Raw genomic sequence first — 14364 nt, 5'->3', positions numbered from 1 at the left:
GCGGCCTCGCGAACCCGTCCGCGCGAATCTACGCGTTGCGCGAATTCATGTTCGCCGCGCTTATTCCTCTGCCTCGCTCGCCATGAACGCGCGCATGAACACGAGCGCACCCCAGCCCCACATCGCGTTCGCCGTGAAGCCCACCGCGAGGCGCGGCAGCATGTTGCCGCTCGGCCAGATGCCGCGCAGCGGATCGACGACGAACACGCTCGCCGCCGTCAGCACGATGCCGCCGAACACGAACGCGGGTACCCACGGCGCGCGCCGATGCGGCGCGACGCGCAGCAGCCAGGCCATCAGCACGGCCCAGCACGCGCTCCAGATTGCGTTCGCGATGAACTCAGGCAGGCCGAGCGGCAAAAACGGCGCGGTCGAAAAACCGCCGGGGTCGATCATGCCGGCAGCGTGCATCAGCGCCAGCGTCGATTCGCGAAAGAACAAAGAAGCCAGAAAACCGGCGACGAACGGCAGAATAATTTTTTGCATGCATTGCACCGGCAACGTACAGGCGACTCGCAAGACCTGTACCGGGTGATTGGAAACGAGCGCCATTATATCGACCGGGGTTGGGCGGCCGGGGCCGCGTGTATAAAGCGCAACAACCGTATGCGGTAGAACCGGGCTAATCACGAAAGCGGAAATCCTAAGCTCAATAAAATCGTTCAAAAGCCGCGGACCGCTCCATAGACTGTTTCCTCATGCAGACGGCTCGGGTGTCGCCGTCGTCCGATAAATCGAGCGCATCACGCGCACGTTGGTCGAGGAAAGCCGTCGCAATGTCGAGCCTCACACCGAATCTCCGTTGTCGCAGGGCTCACGCGCGGTCGTGTTCGCGGTGTCGTCCGCCCGGCGCATAGCCTTCATCGATTTGACGCAGTTGCCGATGGCCTGAGTCCATCGTCCGTTTCTCAATCCTTCAACGCGTCGCAGCGCTTTGCCGGTTGCCGGCTCGATGCGCGCGGCCGGCGCTCGCGCTCACCGTTTTCATTACGTCAGGAACAGGCAGGAGTAACAACATGAATGTGTTCTGGTTCATTCCGACTCACGGCGACAGCCGCTATCTCGGTACGTCCCAAGGTGCACGCGCAGCCGACTACGACTACTTCCGGCAGATCGCCGTCGCCGCCGACACGCTCGGCTACGAGGGCGTGCTGCTGCCGACCGGCCGTTCGTGCGAGGAAGCCTGGGTCGTCGCGTCGAGCCTGATTGCCGCGACGCAGCGGCTGAAGTTCCTCGTCGCGATTCGCCCGGGGCTGTCGTCGCCGGGACTCGCCGCGCGTATGGCGGCGACGTTCGACCGGCTGTCGAACGGGCGTCTGTTGATCAACGTGGTGACGGGCGGCGACGCGGCCGAACTGGCCGGCGACGGCGTGTTCGTCGATCACGACACGCGCTACGAAATCACCGACGAATTCCTGCATATCTGGCGCAAGCTGCTCGCCGCGTCGCACAGCAACGAAGCGATCGATTTCGACGGCAAGCATTTGCGGTCGAAGGGCGGCAAGGCGCTATATCCGCCGGTGCAAAACCCGCATCCGCCGCTGTGGTTCGGCGGCTCGTCGGCGGCCGCGCACGATATCGCGGCCGAGCACATCGACACCTATCTGACGTGGGGCGAGCCGCCCGAAGCGGTCGCGAAGAAGATCGCCGACATTCGCGCACGCGCCGCGGCGCGCGGCCGGCGAATCCGCTTCGGCATCCGTCTGCACGTGATCGTGCGCGAGACCGAGGAGGAAGCGTGGGCCGCGGCCGACAAGCTGATCAGCAAGCTCGACGACGACACGGTCGCGCGTGCGCAGGCGTCGTTCGCGAAGATGGATTCGGAAGGGCAGCGCCGTATGGCCGCGCTGCACGGCGGCAGGCGCGGCGGGCGCGAGCAGCTCGAGATCTATCCGAACCTGTGGGCGGGCGTGGGGCTCGTACGCGGCGGCGCGGGCACCGCGCTGGTCGGCAGTCCGGAGCAGGTGGCCGCGCGTATGAAGGAGTACGCGGCGCTCGGCATCGAGACGTTCATCCTGTCGGGCTATCCGCATCTCGAGGAATCCTACCGCTTCGCCGAACTCGTGTTTCCGCTGCTGCCGCAACGCTTCAGCAAGGTTGCGAACGGGCCGTTGTCGGGGCCGTTCGGCGAAATCGTCGGCACCAGCTATCTGCCGAAGGCGGCGAGCGCGAGTTGAGCGCGCGCATAGCATGGGTCGCCCGGCTTGCGCGACACGCGCACGACGATCGACAGGCAAGGAGAAAAGCCAACATGAGTGACACCACTTTGAGCGCGGGAACGGCGGTAACCCCGCAGCCCGCGTCCACGGCGCGCGCTGCCGCGCTGCGCCGTTTCGGCGCGCACCTGCTGCCGTGGCTCGCGCCGATCGCGATCCTGCTCGCGTGGGAAATCGCCGCGCGCAGCGGCGCGCTGTCGACGCGCGTGCTGCCCGAGCCGCTCGCGGTCGTGAAGGCCGCATGGTCGCTGATCCAGTCCGGCGAAATGTGGGCCGACGTGAAGGTCAGCACCTGGCGCGCGGTGTCGGGCTTCGCGATCGGCGGCGGCATCGGTTTCGTGCTCGGACTGGCGACGGGTCTCTTCAAACCCGCGGAAATCGTGCTCGATTCGACCGTACAGATGATCCGCAACATTCCCGCGCTCGCGATGATTCCGCTCGTGATCCTGTGGTTCGGCATCGAGGAACAAGCGAAGGTGTTCCTCGTCGCGCTCGGCGTGTTCTTCCCGGTCTATGTGAACACGTTTCACGGCATCCGTTCGGTCGACGCGAACCTGACCGAGATGGCGCGCAGCTATGGCGTCAAAGGTTTCGCGCTGTACCGCCACGTGATTCTGCCGGGTGCGCTGCCGTCGATCCTGGTCGGCGTGCGTTTCGCGTTCGGTCTGATGTGGGTCACGCTGATCGTCGCCGAGACCATTTCCGCGCAATCGGGCATCGGCTACATGACGATGAACGCGCGCGAATTCCTGCAAACCGATGTGGTGGTGGTCGGCATTCTGCTGTACGCGGCGCTCGGCAAACTCGTGGACATGCTCGCGAAGAGCCTCGAGCGCGTGTCGCTGCGATGGCATCCGGCCTATCAGCGAGGAGCAAAAGCATGAGCGCAACGACGCTATCGACGGCGTTCGGCGGTATCGCGGGCAGCGATCTCGAGACCGAACTCGCGCAGCCGCGGCTCGCGGATCACGACGCGAACGAGGCTGCGGAGGTCGAGCGGGACGGGGCGGCCGGGACTCATCACGGCTCGCAAGCCGGCTTGCAAGCCGCTCCCGCGATGGCCCGCAGCGACGCGCGCCCGGCGAGCGACTACGCGGTGCAATTGCGCGGCGTCGGCAAGCGCTATGGCGAGCGCGAGGTGCTGTCGGGCTTCGATCTGTCGATCGAGCGGGGCAGCTTCGTCGCGATCGTCGGCCGCAGCGGTTGCGGCAAGTCGACCTTGCTGCGGCTCGTCGCGGGTCTCGAGGAAGCCAGCTCGGGCGTGCTCGAAAAGCGCGCCGGGAACGGCGGTCCGCTCGACACCCGCATCATGTTTCAGGATGCGCGTCTGCTGCCGTGGAAAAGCGTGCTGCAAAACGTGATGCTCGGCCTCGGCCGCGGCGCGCGCGACGATGCGCGCGCGGTGCTCGCCGAAGTCGGCTTGCTCGAACGCGCGAACGACTGGCCCGCGCAACTATCGGGCGGTCAGCGGCAGCGCGTCGCGCTCGCGCGGGCGCTCGTGCATCGTCCGCAATTGCTGCTGCTCGACGAGCCGCTCGGCGCGCTCGATGCGTTGACGCGCATCGAAATGCACGCGCTGATCGAAAGGCTGTGGCGCGAGCATCGCTTCACCGCGCTGCTCGTCACGCATGACGTGCACGAAGCCGTCGCGCTCGGCGAGCGGATTCTGCTGATCGAGGAAGGCCGCATCGCGCTCGATCAGCCGGTCGCGCTCGCACGTCCGCGCGCGCGGGCGTCGGCGGGCTTCGCCGCACTCGAAGACCACGTGCTGCAACGCGTGCTGAACAACGCGCCGAACAACGACACGCTGGCGCATCGCGCGTATCAGCCCTATGACCCGTATGGCTTGCCCGAACCCTGCCGTCTCACGCGGCCGACCGAAGTGCGCTGGGCCGTCTGAGTTTTCCTGGCAAATCGATCCGATCTGTTACCAACTGCTTCTATGGAGTGATCTGAAATGAGCATTTCCGCCATCAACGTGCGCAATCAGTTCAAAGGCAAGGTCAAGGAAATCATCCGCGGCTCGGTGGTGTCCGAGGTTGACGTAGAGACGCCGTTCGGTATCGTCACGTCGGTGATCACGACGCGCTCGGTCGACGAACTCGAACTGAAAGTCGGCTCGGAGGTGGTCGCGCTCGTGAAGTCGACCGAGGTGTCGATCGCGCGGCTTTGATGACGCTCCGCCAATGCGAGCGGCGTGCGCAGCGGCTATTTCGCGTTTGCGCCGCTTGCGGGCGGCTCGTGCGACATGTGGTCGTTGGTTGGCTTCGCCGGCCGCTTGATCGGCATGTTGTCCGGGTTGCTCGAACTGCCGGCGCCCGAGGCGGCCTCGGGCGGTTTGGCCATCGGCGCATGGCTGTCCGGCGGCGCGCTGGGCGCCGTCTGCGCGACGGCGCTCGCGCCGCTCGCGAAGAGCGCCGCGAGCGCGGCGGCGGTGGCCGTCAACGTGGCCCAATTGCCTCGCTTCATGTCGTTCTCCTTCGATGTCGCGTGCCGTCTGCAGACACGCGGCTGTGTGCACGAGTAGCTAGTAGCAGACCGCGTTCCGGGGCCGCTGCTGGCGCGTTGAGGCGTGCTCCTAACGGTCACGCCGGTTTCAGACGCCAATTGCCAGGCTCGACGCTCCGGGGAGCGGCCTCGTCAGGCGCACACCTGCATCCGCCGATGAAACTTGCTACGATGAATTGAGCATTCCGACGGAGACGGCCATGTCGAAGTCCTTGAGTCCTGAAGCGGTCGAAGCGTTGCGGCGTCTGAACGACGTCGGCGTCGGACAGACGGCGCCCGAAGTCGCGCAGTCCGTTGCGGCGGAGTTGCTGGCATGCGACCTGGTTGCCGAAGCGGGCAGCGGTGGGGTCGAAATCAACTGCAACGGCCGGCAGTATCTTTCCGGCGATTGCAACTGATCCGCTGATCGGCGGCCGGCCGCACGGCCGGTGTGTAGAGCGAGGCGGCGCGTCGCGGGTGAGCCGCGAGCAGGTGATTGGCCAGCGCGACGCCAGCTGGACGCGCGTGTCCGGCTACCGGCGATCAGCGAAACCACGGAGACGAGCATGGAGCCGAAGGGCGTCGACATGGGCGACTATCAGGCGCGCTATGGCGACTACGACGTCGAGGTGGCGGTGGAACAGATACTGACCGGCGTCAAGGCGCATTTCCGGGTGCTGCGCGACGATTCGACGGTGGTCGACTGGCAGCTCGTGCATATCGATAGCTTGTGGTCCACCGAGCATGCGGCCGCCGAGGCGACTTTTCGCGCGTCGCGCGAATTGATCGATGCGGGGCTGGCGAGTTAGACGCGGATAGCCGCGTCGCGACGGAAGGGGACGTCGTGTTCGGATGAGGCAAGGAAGCGGCAGGCGCACGAGACAACGGTTGCAAACCGAACGCTACCCGGGCAACGTACCGGATACCACGGCTGCCATAAATGCAACTAGGCGCCGGCATCGATACTGCATGCGCGGCGCCCAGTTTGATCGCTGCCTTCAGAGGCAGCGGATCTGACGGTACTGCTGGCGGCTTAGTGGCCGAAGAACACCGATTGCGGACCCGACGTGGGTTCGCTGCGCGTGCCCGATTGCGTCGACACGCTATTCGCGCCGCCGTATGCATTCGATTGCGCGTTGGCGCGTTCAGCAGCGACGGTCTGCGCGTTCTGGCCTTGTTGCGAAGCCGGCGCGCCAACCGACGGACGGTAGTACGGTGCCGGACCATAGCCGCTGGCGAAAGCGGGAGCGGCGATAGAGGCAGAAGCGGCAACCAGCAGGGCGGCGATAAACTTGGTCTTCATGGTAGGACTCCGATAACGTTTCGTCTGCATTTCAGGAAGATGTTGCAGGAGCCAGTGAACCAGGTGTCTGCAACGTCGATGGAAGCCAGTGTATACCCCTACTATTGAAAATTTGTGCCGATAATCTGAAATTACTATTCCCGACGAAGAAACAATCGTTCAGACGTACGCGCCGCAAGGCGGACCGGTGAACCGGCCCTATTGGCCAAGCGGTTTTTGAGAGGCGGGAGAAGGCGGGAAGGGGTGATTGCAGTGCGGAAAACCGCACAGAAATCATGGAAAACGCAGAAGGCCGTCAGCAAAACAAAAACGGCGTTGTGATTGCTCACAACGCCGTTTGCTTGAATTCTGTGGGGTGGCTGATGGGACTCGAACCCACGACGACAGGAATCACAATCCAGCCGTCAAAATGCCTCGCAGCCGCGTCAGACAAGGATCTCACAAACTAAATTCGGAACAGACGCGCCCTTTTACGCACGGTGGCATGCGGGTTCGCGGTGAGTCGTTCCGAAAATTCGGACCGTGCATTGCGCTTCTGGGACTGTGTGTGCAGTGGTGTCGGTGGGTGGCCCGCTCGTTGTGAATTGCAACGACGTGCACAGGCTAAGATCGACCCTCAGCGGCCACATGGGGATAAAGTTAGCAAAGGACCGCTGTCGCGGGACAGCGGTCGCTTATGTCCCCGTTGCCACATTCGGTCATCTGACGGTCAGCATCGGGGATGCACTACCGCACTAGCGATGACAATCACGAACCGCCGTCCGATTGTTGCACGCGCTGTACGAGATAGCGGCCGACCACAAGGCTGCCATCCAGGTCTTCACCCGAGAAGCTACAACCTCTGATCGGGCCTCGGGTCTAGGGGCGACCAAGAGAATGCTATGCGATCGCGCACAGTCCGACGGCCCTCATTTCCCTCTAGGCGCTTGACGAGAGTCTGCAGCACAATCGCGCGATTGTTCCGTATTTCGGCCCGGGCGGCAGGCGTGAGCTCGCGGCCGAGTCCCAGCGCGGCGTTGTAGCCTTCAACTGCTTCGCTCAGCGCCTGAAGGCTATCGTCGCCACCCAAGCGGTCGCCCAAGCTTTTCAATGCCAGCGCGCGATTGTTCCGTATTTCGGCCCGGGCGGCAGGCGTGAGCTCGCGGCCGAGTCCCAGCGCGGCGTTGTAGCCTTCAACTGCTTCGCGCAGCGCCTGAAGGCTATCGTCGCCACCCAAGCGGTCGCCCAAGCTTTTCAATGCCAGCGCGCGATTGTTCTGTATTTCGGCCCAAGCGGCAGGCATGAGCTCGCGGCCGAGTCGCAGGGCGGCGTTGTAGACTTCGACTGCTTCGCGCAGCGCGTTCAAGTCTGTGTTCCGACCGGTGCGCTCAGCTACCGATGGCATAGCATTCGCCAGCTTGACCCGAATCGAAGCCCATTCGGAAGGCGTAGCCTCTCGCGTAAGGCTATGGAGGGCTGCCTCGTAGTCTGCGACCGCTCTGTGCAGCGCACGCAAGCCATTCCGGCCACCATCGCGTTCTTCGTCGCGGGCATCGGCCCGAAGCGCGGGATCGGCGAATGCACCAGCTTTGGCGCCGCTTCCATGACTCGGCGCAAGGTGTTCGTGGCGCGAGGGCGATTCTGCCAGCCGCTTCTTTCGTGACGCAATTGCCTCCGCTAGCTCATCTCGAAACACAATTGCACACCCGAGCGTAGCGATAACAGAGCAAACTGCAAGAAAGAGCACGAATGTTCCAGCGACGAAGAACATCGTTCATCCTCCGTAGATGAATATGTAGATGTTTAATGCTGTAAAAGCCATCGCTAGCACATATGCCAAAATAGAGAGTCCCAATTTTACCGCTCTTTGCCTCCAGTGCAGAGCGTCGGTGCGAACCTGCGGCTCAATGTAAATCGCTACCGCCAACCAGATCAGAATCGTGACAACCATGAGAATAATAAATAGATTGTCTGCTAATGTTCGGAAGGTTTGACTCGGGATGAGCTTCAAGAATTGATCAACTGTTAAGGCTGCACTTAAATCGAAGACCCATAGGACCAGCAACCAATCGGCTCCGCTTGTCCGGAACGCTTCCTTCCCGCGAAGCAGCAAGTTGGCCGCGAAACCGAATGCTGGTGGCGCCACGGCATCTGCGACCTCCTTTAAATGCCTCGCGTCCATCTTTCGGTCTCCGGTGAAGGGTCGACCTGCTAGGTTCGTATCAGAGATCAGGCGCTGGCAAGAGTGAACGCATCGGCGAGGTCGTGCCGTTAAGTCGTTTCCCGAAGGATACCCTTTGTTCTGCGGGCACATTCTGGAAGCATTCAATCGGGGTTACAACATTCCGCCATCGAAGATTCATCCCTTAGTTAAACGGCTTCTCTTGGAGAGTAGCCGACGCCCAAGTGTCCCGAGTGGAAGCGCAGCCGAACGACGCTTCTTGGCCGAACTGAGCCGTTTCCCATGCCGGAAGTCGCGAGGAGTATGCGACGCAAATCCGGCTAGTCCACGCGCGCTTGCTCGGATGCGTTAGATTTTCGTGACTTGACGCGGCCGACCGTTTGATCGCTGCTGTCGAAGATCGCGTAGGTCGCGGACACGGGTCGATGCAGCGGTTGATCGAGACGGGTTGCGGGGAAAAAAGTAGGCAGCCAGCTCCTCGCGATGTACTTACTCTGTGGCCTTTGCGACCTTGACGCGACGTCGGTCGTAGTGGCGGTGTGTCGTGCCTGGACTCGCGTGGGCGGCGAAGTCGTACGCATCCGCGTCGTGCTGCTCGAGCTTTGCGCTAATTGCAGTCGGTCGAACGTCCGAGAGTGCGAAGTACTCCGGATGCTTGGTGATCTGCAGCTCCATGACGCCGCCGCGGATGGAAGCATTGATTCGGCTCGCGATGCGCTGCGCAGCCTCATGCATGCGCTTCGCCTCGGCCTCAAGCGCGATGTTCTTGTCGAACGAGCCGATGTAGGCGTACATGGCATCCTGCCAGACAGCATTCCAACCGCTTTTCGAATATGGCTGGCCGCTCCGCGTCGGAAAGAGAAATAGGCTGTCGACCGCTCGATCGCGCTTCGCCCGCTCGGTGACGGCGCGCAGCCGCCACGACCACTGCCGCAGCTTGTGCACTTCGGCCTCGCCTTTCTTCCGCTTTGCACCCACGACGCGTACACCGTCATCGGTCAGGCCGGACATGTGAAACGGGCGGATCTCTGCCGCGCGAAAGCCGGTGAGGTAGCAGAACATGGCGGCGAGTCCCATCGTGCGGTACGACTGCTTCTGACGCAGCGCCCACACGTAGAATGAGAGCACCTGATGTCGCTCGATCGTGCGCACGTCCGGGTCGGCGGTGTTCAGCATCATCCCGACAAACGGGTTGTGCTTTATGACGCCCCAGCGCACGGCGTAGTTGCAGATCGTCTGCATCAGAGCCATGTCTTTATTGGCGCCGATCGGTGCGCCCGCGTTCGCTCGCGCGTCGAGAAACTGATAGCCGTGGAACGTTTCGAGAGCCATCGGCGCCATCCGGCCGAAGAACTTGATGAGGCGCTCGTATGCGCCGCGTCGGACGGCGAGACCATCTTTTGACTGATCGCGAAAGTGCGTCGGCGCAACCTCGTCACGAAACCGCTCGATCATGTGGGCAACGGAGCCGGCGACGATCTGGCCAGCTTGGACGTCGAGCGCCTTGCGCATCGCATTGCGCTCGGCGGTGGCGAGCGCGACCCGATTGCCACGCGGCGCAGTCGAGAACGTCTCGCTACGGCCGTCGGGATACTTGTACCAGAACGAGATTTTCCGGACGCCATTCCGCTTATAGAGCCGGTCGATGCCGGTCGATTCATTGGTGGTAACGTGCTTTTCACGCAAAGGCTTCGAGGTTCGGACCGGCATCGTATTTCTGTGACTTGGTTTCTGTAGTTAGACCCAGTTTGCGGTCGCGGTACTCGCGAGCGACCTTCGGCAGGCCGTTCTTGTCGACGACAAATCGCCAACGATTATCGGCGAGCCAGTGAGCCATCGCGGCGCGCTGGTTCGGCTTGCAGCCGACGAGGTCAGCCAGCTCGTGCGCCGAAAGATAGTCACTCATATCTCACCCCAATTGCGCGTGGTTTCAATCAGTCTCTCTGCTGCTACGTTGCTTTTCAGGCTCCCGTCGCGGCGCGTAGTAGGCGACATCGCCGGCGATCGCGACAAGCGGCGACTCACCAGTTGTGTGCCCCAGCAACTCGTCGACGGACGATGCAAATTTCGGATGGTCGCGGTTCAAACCGAGCCGAACGAACGCGCGCTCGACGATCTGTTCCGCTTGCTCGCGCGCCATGTCCACGAACACGCGTTGACCGTCGTGCGGCGTGTAGGTGGAGTGGGTCTGGTCATCGTGCCAGTCCACATGCGTCAGCGACGAGCTACCGCACGAAGGGCAGGGCACCACGTACGGTGTAGCACCGTCGCGGCTGTTCCACATGCGCTCGCGGTGGCCGCAATCACACGCGTACCACATAAGGGCATAGCCGTCGGCATGAAGCCGCGATACGGCTGCTGCTGCCTGTGCCTGGCTTTTACCGGCGCGCGCCAGCGCTTTCGCCTGTATGCGTTGTGCGGCGCGACGCTCGAGCCGATTGCGCGGTACGCGCAATTTTTTGTATGGATTCAATTTGGTAGTCCTCTGTATGCTGACGATCGCGACTTGTCTGAGCGTGCTGACTATTGCTTGCTCGATCGCGTTTTGCGCTTGGTAGCCCGTGGGGCGCTATGGGTTTCGGCGAGCTCGAACGGAACGGGTTTCGGAAACCACGTGGGCAACTGTTCGAAGGTGTCGCGTACCTTCATGATTCCGCCGAACACTTCGAGATCGCCCAGGCCGCCGACAACGAATACGAGAGCGCTGTCCTGATCCTTCGTGAAGAAGCGGATGCTGCCGAACTGCTGGCCGATCGCGAGGGCATCCTTCAGGTAAGCCGGATTGATAGCGCCCGAGATTCCTTCGACGTAGCCAATTGCCGACGCGACATTCTCGATGCGCGGGAACTCACCCTCGACAAGGGAATTTCCGGGCTGTAGAAACTGCGGCATGCCGTGTTCGTCGTTGATGCATGCAGCACCGTTCGACATCACGTCGAATGTACTTTTCGCGTTCGCCGACTTGAGGCCGTCCTTGCTCACAGAGACGATGATTTCCCGCTCGGCGTAGCCGTGTTGATCGTGGACGACGACGTAGCGGTGCCCGTCAGTTGCAACAATCATTGCCGTGTCGTCGTCGAGCGGCCGGATGTTTACGCCATTCAGGTAATAACGAATGTCCTGCCGGGCGATAAACGGAAACGCGATCTTTATCGCCATCGCATTCACCCTCGCGATCATGTGCGGTGGTTCTTTTGACTCAGGCTCGGCGGCCGCGGTACCTTCAAGCGATAGTTGTTCCGCTTCGGTCGTATGGTTCATCTGCTGGGTCCAAAAAGTCGGGCGCTGTGCAAGCCGCACGTAAATTCCGAGGGACGTGTGCCGGCTTTCGAGGCTTGAAAGTCTCTGCGGCATACCGGCGCGCCGCGGGGTTAGGCGAAATGCTTCGCGTGCAGCTCGTCGAGCCGTTCGACCTGCTTGTCGGTCAAGCTCGTGACACGGCCGGCGCTTCGGATCGCATCGAGCTGGCGCACGAATCCCTGTTCCCATTCGGTCAGGTCATTCGTGCCGAGCAGGCCGGACAGTCGCTGAATCATTTCGGTTGTAGAGACGTGGCGCATGTCAGGCTCCGAGCAAGATCTCGCGGCGGTCCTGATATGCCTGGTCGAGCTTGATGCGCTCCGTTTCCGGATAGGCGCGCGCTTCGTCGGCCAGGACGGCAAGCACTTCGACGTCGTTGCACTGCTGAATGCGAGACAGCATGGTTTCGTACGGAGCAAGCTGCGGCGCACCGATGTCCGTCTGCTGCGGCGGCTCCGCGCGCGCGGCTGTTCCTTGCTGCGAGCGCTCCTTTTCGGTACGGATCTTTTCCTGATACGCGGCCCGCACGCGCTCACGGTCGACGTCGCTCGCCAGTTCGTCGATTCGGGAGATCGCGACCTTCAACTCGTGCCCGGTGGTCGCGTTCTCGATTGCGCGGATCATGGCGTCGGCGTTCGGTATGTCGGCCGCAGTGGCGCCCGTGCGCTTGTTCGACATGCGCGAGCGCAGTGAATCGGTTTTGCTTGGTGTCTGCTCGTTGGTCTTGCGCACTTCGTCGGCGCGGCCCATGTCGATCGTCTCGGAGCGTTCGGCGCTCAGTTCGTCGGGGGTATAGACGCCAAGCAGGACGTCGGGCGTGAAGCGGCGCGCCCACTTCCGGATCGCGAGATAGCAGATTTGCTGCTGCGGATCGGTCGCCCATTGCGTAGAGAATCGCGGATAGGCTTGTGACATCATCACCGTCACTTCGCGCGGCTCGGACTCGCCGCGCAGCGTCGCGCGCACGATCACGCCGAGCCCTTCCTCGTCGGCCTTTGTGTACGTCGCGACGTAGTACTTGCCGCCCTTATCCGACTTGCGTTCCTCGACCTTCCCGAGAACCTTGTTCCAGTCGCCCAGGAACTCATAGTCGGGGCGCCCCGTGATGGGCGCAAGGTTGGAGACAACCGCATTCACGAGCTGCGCCTCGTAGCCGAGTTGGCCGCCCTGGCTGATATGCGTTTTCTGCGCGACCGCGAACGGATTCATTCGCCACTGAAACGCTTGCATCGCAACGGCGAAGCAGTCGGCTTTATTGCCGCGCAGGTGGACCGGGATCGCTACTTTGCCGCCGGCCATCGTCTCCGCGATCATGTTGATCGCCTGGATGGTGGCGACGTCGAGCACCATGTCGAGAGAGGTATTGCCGAGGTTGGGTGCGCCGGGCGCGGCCGTATCGGCGCCAAATTGCATCACGTTGCTGTTCATGCTGCTTCCTTGGTTTCGTCGGCATCCTTCGCGCCCTTGGGCTTCGTGTAACCGAGCCTGATGTAGGAGCTGGCCTCGACGGTGAATTCCTTTTTCTTGATGAGCTTGCGGGTGTACTTGCCGCCGTCTGGCAGGAGGCCGGCGGCGGCGTTGCCGAGCGCTTCGAGGATGTGGTTCTTCGCGGCGTCGCTGACGGCCTCGTATCGTTTGATGTGGTCGTCGGCGTCCAGCTTTACCGCGTGCCAGTCGGCGATTCTGGACGGCAGAGCGATCTCGTCGCCGTCGGTGCCCGCGTACATGCGTTTCAGCACGGCCTCGGTCGTGGCGTGGTCGTAGTCGAGCGATGGCGCCTCGTCGCGCTCCACGAACTGCCAGAACGCGTGCTCCTGCTCGATCAGCATTTCCTCGGTTTCGGCGTCGCGCTCGATGATGTAGGTGCGCAGGCTGTTGCCGCCGACGCATGCGGCAAGGTGCCACTCGGGATAGTCGAGCACGGTCATGTAGTGATGGCACTGCAGCAGATACTCGTCGGGCACCTGGTCGGTACCAGGTTCGCCCCACTCGCCAAAGCGGAACGCCATGCCGTCGACGTTCTTGCATTCGAGTCCGCGGCGCGCGCCGACGATTACTCGGTCGACGTTCGCACGCATGAATGGGTATTTCGGGTGGGTGATGATGGAATTCCGACGCTGGACTTTCACGTCGTTGCGGCGGGCGTATTCCCGCGCAATGATTTCCTCCATCAGGTTTCCGAACCGGATGCGCTCGAGGTCATCGAGCTTTTCCGGTTCGAGCCGGCCGGTCTTTTCGGCCCACAACTGGTAGGCGGTCTTGTAGCGGCTCAAGCCGAGAGCAGCGGCGGCGTCGCTGCCGCCGACGCCGGCTTTCCGGTCCTCGAGCCATTGTTCTCTAGCGTTCATGCGGTACCTTCAGAGTGACGAGTGGGGGATTCGGAGTCCTGAGCGCTGGCGTTGTGCGCGAGCCACGCGGCGGTGATGACGGCAGCCGTGAGCCAGACGAGCCAGGGGTGACGGTCGGCGAGCCGGCCGACATCGAGCCGCGATCGCGCACGCGCAAGTGGCGCGCGACGGTGGCGCCCGATCGCGCGGTGATGCCAGACGCAAAACGCGACGCCAAGCAGAAACCACGCGGCGAAAAAGAGGGCGAGTCTCATGCGCCACCACCGGCGCGCAGCGCGACGACGAGCCAGAGGAATGCGCCGGCGATGGCGCCATAGGCGAACATCGTGGCGACGGCCCGCACGCGGCGCCGCGCGTGCGGACAAGCGCCCAGCAGGGCGTTATCGCCGGGAGCGCGGCCGAGGAGGCGGGCGCTCATGCGGCACCTCGCGCAATCAGGGTGCTCGCGATTTCGCGAAGGAGGTGTTGGGTCAGCGCGCCGTGCGCGCCGCGCGGGCCGCTGTCCGACTTCGGCAGCGCGAGCAGTACAAGCAGGTCTTTGGCGAGCAC

21 protein-coding genes and 1 tRNA gene are annotated in these 14364 nt (G+C 62.9%); 6 read left to right on the top strand and 16 right to left on the bottom strand.

Annotated features, from left to right (window positions below):
- Positions 1–60 precede the first annotated feature (60 nt).
- Positions 61–486, bottom strand: a complete 426-nt coding sequence (locus OKW38_RS11160; protein WP_429361474.1) for a hypothetical protein — start codon at positions 484–486, stop codon at positions 61–63.
- 530 nt (positions 487–1016) lie between these two features.
- Between OKW38_RS11160 and ssuD the strand changes: the two genes are divergently transcribed.
- From ssuD to OKW38_RS11140, 4 genes are all read left to right on the top strand, one after another.
- Complete coding sequence (ssuD, locus tag OKW38_RS11155) at positions 1017–2177, top strand: FMNH2-dependent alkanesulfonate monooxygenase (RefSeq protein WP_429361473.1); 1161 nt, start codon at positions 1017–1019, stop codon at positions 2175–2177.
- A gap of 74 nt (positions 2178–2251) precedes the next feature.
- Positions 2252–3100 carry an aliphatic sulfonate ABC transporter permease SsuC gene (gene ssuC, locus OKW38_RS11150; RefSeq protein ID WP_429361472.1) on the top strand — a complete coding sequence of 283 codons (849 nt, stop codon included), beginning with the start codon at positions 2252–2254 and terminating at the stop codon, positions 3098–3100.
- Entirely contained in the window at positions 3097–4116 is a 1020-nt protein-coding gene (locus OKW38_RS11145; RefSeq protein ID WP_429361470.1) for an ATP-binding cassette domain-containing protein, read from the top strand. Before ssuC ends, OKW38_RS11145 begins: the two co-directional genes overlap by 4 nt.
- A 57-nt stretch (positions 4117–4173) precedes the next feature.
- A complete protein-coding gene (locus tag OKW38_RS11140; protein ID WP_008922916.1) occupies positions 4174–4389 on the top strand; it encodes a TOBE domain-containing protein in 216 nt (71 codons plus the stop codon).
- 35 nt (positions 4390–4424) lie between these two features.
- Here the strand turns inward: OKW38_RS11140 and OKW38_RS11135 are convergent, their stop codons facing one another.
- Positions 4425–4685, bottom strand: coding sequence for a hypothetical protein (locus tag OKW38_RS11135; protein WP_090804375.1), 261 nt, complete (start codon positions 4683–4685; stop codon positions 4425–4427).
- 239 nt (positions 4686–4924) lie between these two features.
- Between OKW38_RS11135 and OKW38_RS11130 the strand changes: the two genes are divergently transcribed.
- Positions 4925–5122 carry a hypothetical protein gene (locus OKW38_RS11130; RefSeq protein WP_013089281.1) on the top strand — a complete coding sequence of 66 codons (198 nt, stop codon included), beginning with the start codon at positions 4925–4927 and terminating at the stop codon, positions 5120–5122.
- 147 nt (positions 5123–5269) lie between these two features.
- On the top strand, positions 5270–5512 hold the full coding sequence (locus tag OKW38_RS11125; RefSeq protein WP_429336332.1) for a DUF6566 family protein: 243 nt from the start codon (positions 5270–5272) through the stop codon (positions 5510–5512).
- Positions 5513–5736: 224 nt separating this feature from the next.
- Here OKW38_RS11125 and OKW38_RS11120 read toward each other — a convergent pair whose 3' ends face one another.
- The 14 genes from OKW38_RS11120 to OKW38_RS11055 all read right to left on the bottom strand — a co-directional run bounded on the left by OKW38_RS11120 (position 5737) and on the right by OKW38_RS11055 (position 14364).
- Positions 5737–6006: a hypothetical protein gene (locus OKW38_RS11120; protein WP_429361469.1), complete on the bottom strand. Its 270-nt coding sequence runs from the start codon at positions 6004–6006 to the stop codon at positions 5737–5739.
- A 351-nt stretch (positions 6007–6357) separates the two neighbouring features.
- Positions 6358–6430 (bottom strand) — tRNA-His (locus OKW38_RS11115).
- A gap of 408 nt (positions 6431–6838) precedes the next feature.
- Positions 6839–7756 (bottom strand): hypothetical protein, encoded by a 918-nt coding sequence (locus OKW38_RS11110; protein WP_429361468.1) that lies wholly within the window; start codon positions 7754–7756, stop codon positions 6839–6841.
- A 3-nt stretch (positions 7757–7759) separates the two neighbouring features.
- Positions 7760–8167, bottom strand: coding sequence for a hypothetical protein (locus OKW38_RS11105; RefSeq protein WP_429361466.1), 408 nt, complete (start codon positions 8165–8167; stop codon positions 7760–7762).
- A gap of 489 nt (positions 8168–8656) precedes the next feature.
- The gene (locus OKW38_RS11100; protein WP_429361465.1) at positions 8657–9877 is read right to left on the bottom strand and encodes a hypothetical protein; all 1221 of its coding nucleotides are present in this window, start codon (positions 9875–9877) and stop codon (positions 8657–8659) included.
- Positions 9846–10073, bottom strand: coding sequence for a DUF4224 domain-containing protein (locus tag OKW38_RS11095; protein WP_429361463.1), 228 nt, complete (start codon positions 10071–10073; stop codon positions 9846–9848). The genes OKW38_RS11100 and OKW38_RS11095 overlap by 32 nt, the downstream gene beginning before the upstream one ends.
- A gap of 24 nt (positions 10074–10097) precedes the next feature.
- A complete protein-coding gene (locus OKW38_RS11090; protein ID WP_429361462.1) occupies positions 10098–10622 on the bottom strand; it encodes a hypothetical protein in 525 nt (174 codons plus the stop codon).
- Positions 10623–10690: 68 nt separating this feature from the next.
- The gene (locus OKW38_RS11085) at positions 10691–11428 is read right to left on the bottom strand and encodes a hypothetical protein (RefSeq protein WP_429361461.1); all 738 of its coding nucleotides are present in this window, start codon (positions 11426–11428) and stop codon (positions 10691–10693) included.
- A gap of 110 nt (positions 11429–11538) precedes the next feature.
- Complete coding sequence (locus tag OKW38_RS11080) at positions 11539–11727, bottom strand: hypothetical protein (protein WP_429361459.1); 189 nt, start codon at positions 11725–11727, stop codon at positions 11539–11541.
- A gap of 1 nt (position 11728) precedes the next feature.
- Positions 11729–12895 carry a RecT family recombinase gene (locus OKW38_RS11075; RefSeq protein ID WP_429361457.1) on the bottom strand — a complete coding sequence of 389 codons (1167 nt, stop codon included), beginning with the start codon at positions 12893–12895 and terminating at the stop codon, positions 11729–11731.
- Positions 12892–13815 (bottom strand): YqaJ viral recombinase family protein, encoded by a 924-nt coding sequence (locus OKW38_RS11070; RefSeq protein WP_429361455.1) that lies wholly within the window; start codon positions 13813–13815, stop codon positions 12892–12894. Before OKW38_RS11070 ends, OKW38_RS11075 begins: the two co-directional genes overlap by 4 nt.
- Complete coding sequence (locus OKW38_RS11065; protein ID WP_429361453.1) at positions 13812–14069, bottom strand: hypothetical protein; 258 nt, start codon at positions 14067–14069, stop codon at positions 13812–13814. Before OKW38_RS11065 ends, OKW38_RS11070 begins: the two co-directional genes overlap by 4 nt.
- Positions 14066–14233 carry a hypothetical protein gene (locus OKW38_RS11060; protein ID WP_429361451.1) on the bottom strand — a complete coding sequence of 56 codons (168 nt, stop codon included), beginning with the start codon at positions 14231–14233 and terminating at the stop codon, positions 14066–14068. The genes OKW38_RS11065 and OKW38_RS11060 overlap by 4 nt, the downstream gene beginning before the upstream one ends.
- On the bottom strand, positions 14230–14364 hold the full coding sequence (locus tag OKW38_RS11055) for a hypothetical protein (protein WP_429363821.1): 135 nt from the start codon (positions 14362–14364) through the stop codon (positions 14230–14232). The genes OKW38_RS11060 and OKW38_RS11055 overlap by 4 nt, the downstream gene beginning before the upstream one ends.

Source organism: Paraburkholderia sp. MM5496-R1 (genome assembly GCF_050436205.1).
Taxonomy (GTDB): Bacteria; Pseudomonadota; Gammaproteobacteria; order Burkholderiales; family Burkholderiaceae; genus Paraburkholderia; species Paraburkholderia tuberum.
The sequence above is the reverse complement of the archived record's forward strand: the minus strand, read 5'-3'. Positions and strand labels throughout refer to the sequence as shown.

What these genes read in the sequence shown, in the direction of transcription:
- OKW38_RS11160 (WP_429361474.1), bottom strand. Translation starts at nt 486, where the DNA reads ATGCAAAAAATTATTCTGCCGTTCGTCGCCGGTTTTCTGGCTTCTTTG.
- ssuD (WP_429361473.1), top strand. Translation starts at nt 1,017, where the DNA reads ATGAATGTGTTCTGGTTCATTCCGACTCACGGCGACAGCCGCTATCTC.
- ssuC (WP_429361472.1), top strand. Translation starts at nt 2,252, where the DNA reads ATGAGTGACACCACTTTGAGCGCGGGAACGGCGGTAACCCCGCAGCCC.
- OKW38_RS11145 (WP_429361470.1), top strand. Translation starts at nt 3,097, where the DNA reads ATGAGCGCAACGACGCTATCGACGGCGTTCGGCGGTATCGCGGGCAGC.
- OKW38_RS11140 (WP_008922916.1), top strand. Translation starts at nt 4,174, where the DNA reads ATGAGCATTTCCGCCATCAACGTGCGCAATCAGTTCAAAGGCAAGGTC.
- OKW38_RS11135 (WP_090804375.1), bottom strand. Translation starts at nt 4,685, where the DNA reads ATGAAGCGAGGCAATTGGGCCACGTTGACGGCCACCGCCGCCGCGCTC.
- OKW38_RS11130 (WP_013089281.1), top strand. Translation starts at nt 4,925, where the DNA reads ATGTCGAAGTCCTTGAGTCCTGAAGCGGTCGAAGCGTTGCGGCGTCTG.
- OKW38_RS11125 (WP_429336332.1), top strand. Translation starts at nt 5,270, where the DNA reads ATGGAGCCGAAGGGCGTCGACATGGGCGACTATCAGGCGCGCTATGGC.
- OKW38_RS11120 (WP_429361469.1), bottom strand. Translation starts at nt 6,006, where the DNA reads ATGAAGACCAAGTTTATCGCCGCCCTGCTGGTTGCCGCTTCTGCCTCT.
- OKW38_RS11110 (WP_429361468.1), bottom strand. Translation starts at nt 7,756, where the DNA reads ATGTTCTTCGTCGCTGGAACATTCGTGCTCTTTCTTGCAGTTTGCTCT.
- OKW38_RS11105 (WP_429361466.1), bottom strand. Translation starts at nt 8,167, where the DNA reads ATGGACGCGAGGCATTTAAAGGAGGTCGCAGATGCCGTGGCGCCACCA.
- OKW38_RS11100 (WP_429361465.1), bottom strand. Translation starts at nt 9,877, where the DNA reads ATGCCGGTCCGAACCTCGAAGCCTTTGCGTGAAAAGCACGTTACCACC.
- OKW38_RS11095 (WP_429361463.1), bottom strand. Translation starts at nt 10,073, where the DNA reads ATGAGTGACTATCTTTCGGCGCACGAGCTGGCTGACCTCGTCGGCTGC.
- OKW38_RS11085 (WP_429361461.1), bottom strand. Translation starts at nt 11,428, where the DNA reads ATGAACCATACGACCGAAGCGGAACAACTATCGCTTGAAGGTACCGCG.
- OKW38_RS11080 (WP_429361459.1), bottom strand. Translation starts at nt 11,727, where the DNA reads ATGCGCCACGTCTCTACAACCGAAATGATTCAGCGACTGTCCGGCCTG.
- OKW38_RS11075 (WP_429361457.1), bottom strand. Translation starts at nt 12,895, where the DNA reads ATGAACAGCAACGTGATGCAATTTGGCGCCGATACGGCCGCGCCCGGC.
- OKW38_RS11070 (WP_429361455.1), bottom strand. Translation starts at nt 13,815, where the DNA reads ATGAACGCTAGAGAACAATGGCTCGAGGACCGGAAAGCCGGCGTCGGC.
- OKW38_RS11065 (WP_429361453.1), bottom strand. Translation starts at nt 14,069, where the DNA reads ATGAGACTCGCCCTCTTTTTCGCCGCGTGGTTTCTGCTTGGCGTCGCG.
- OKW38_RS11060 (WP_429361451.1), bottom strand. Translation starts at nt 14,233, where the DNA reads ATGAGCGCCCGCCTCCTCGGCCGCGCTCCCGGCGATAACGCCCTGCTG.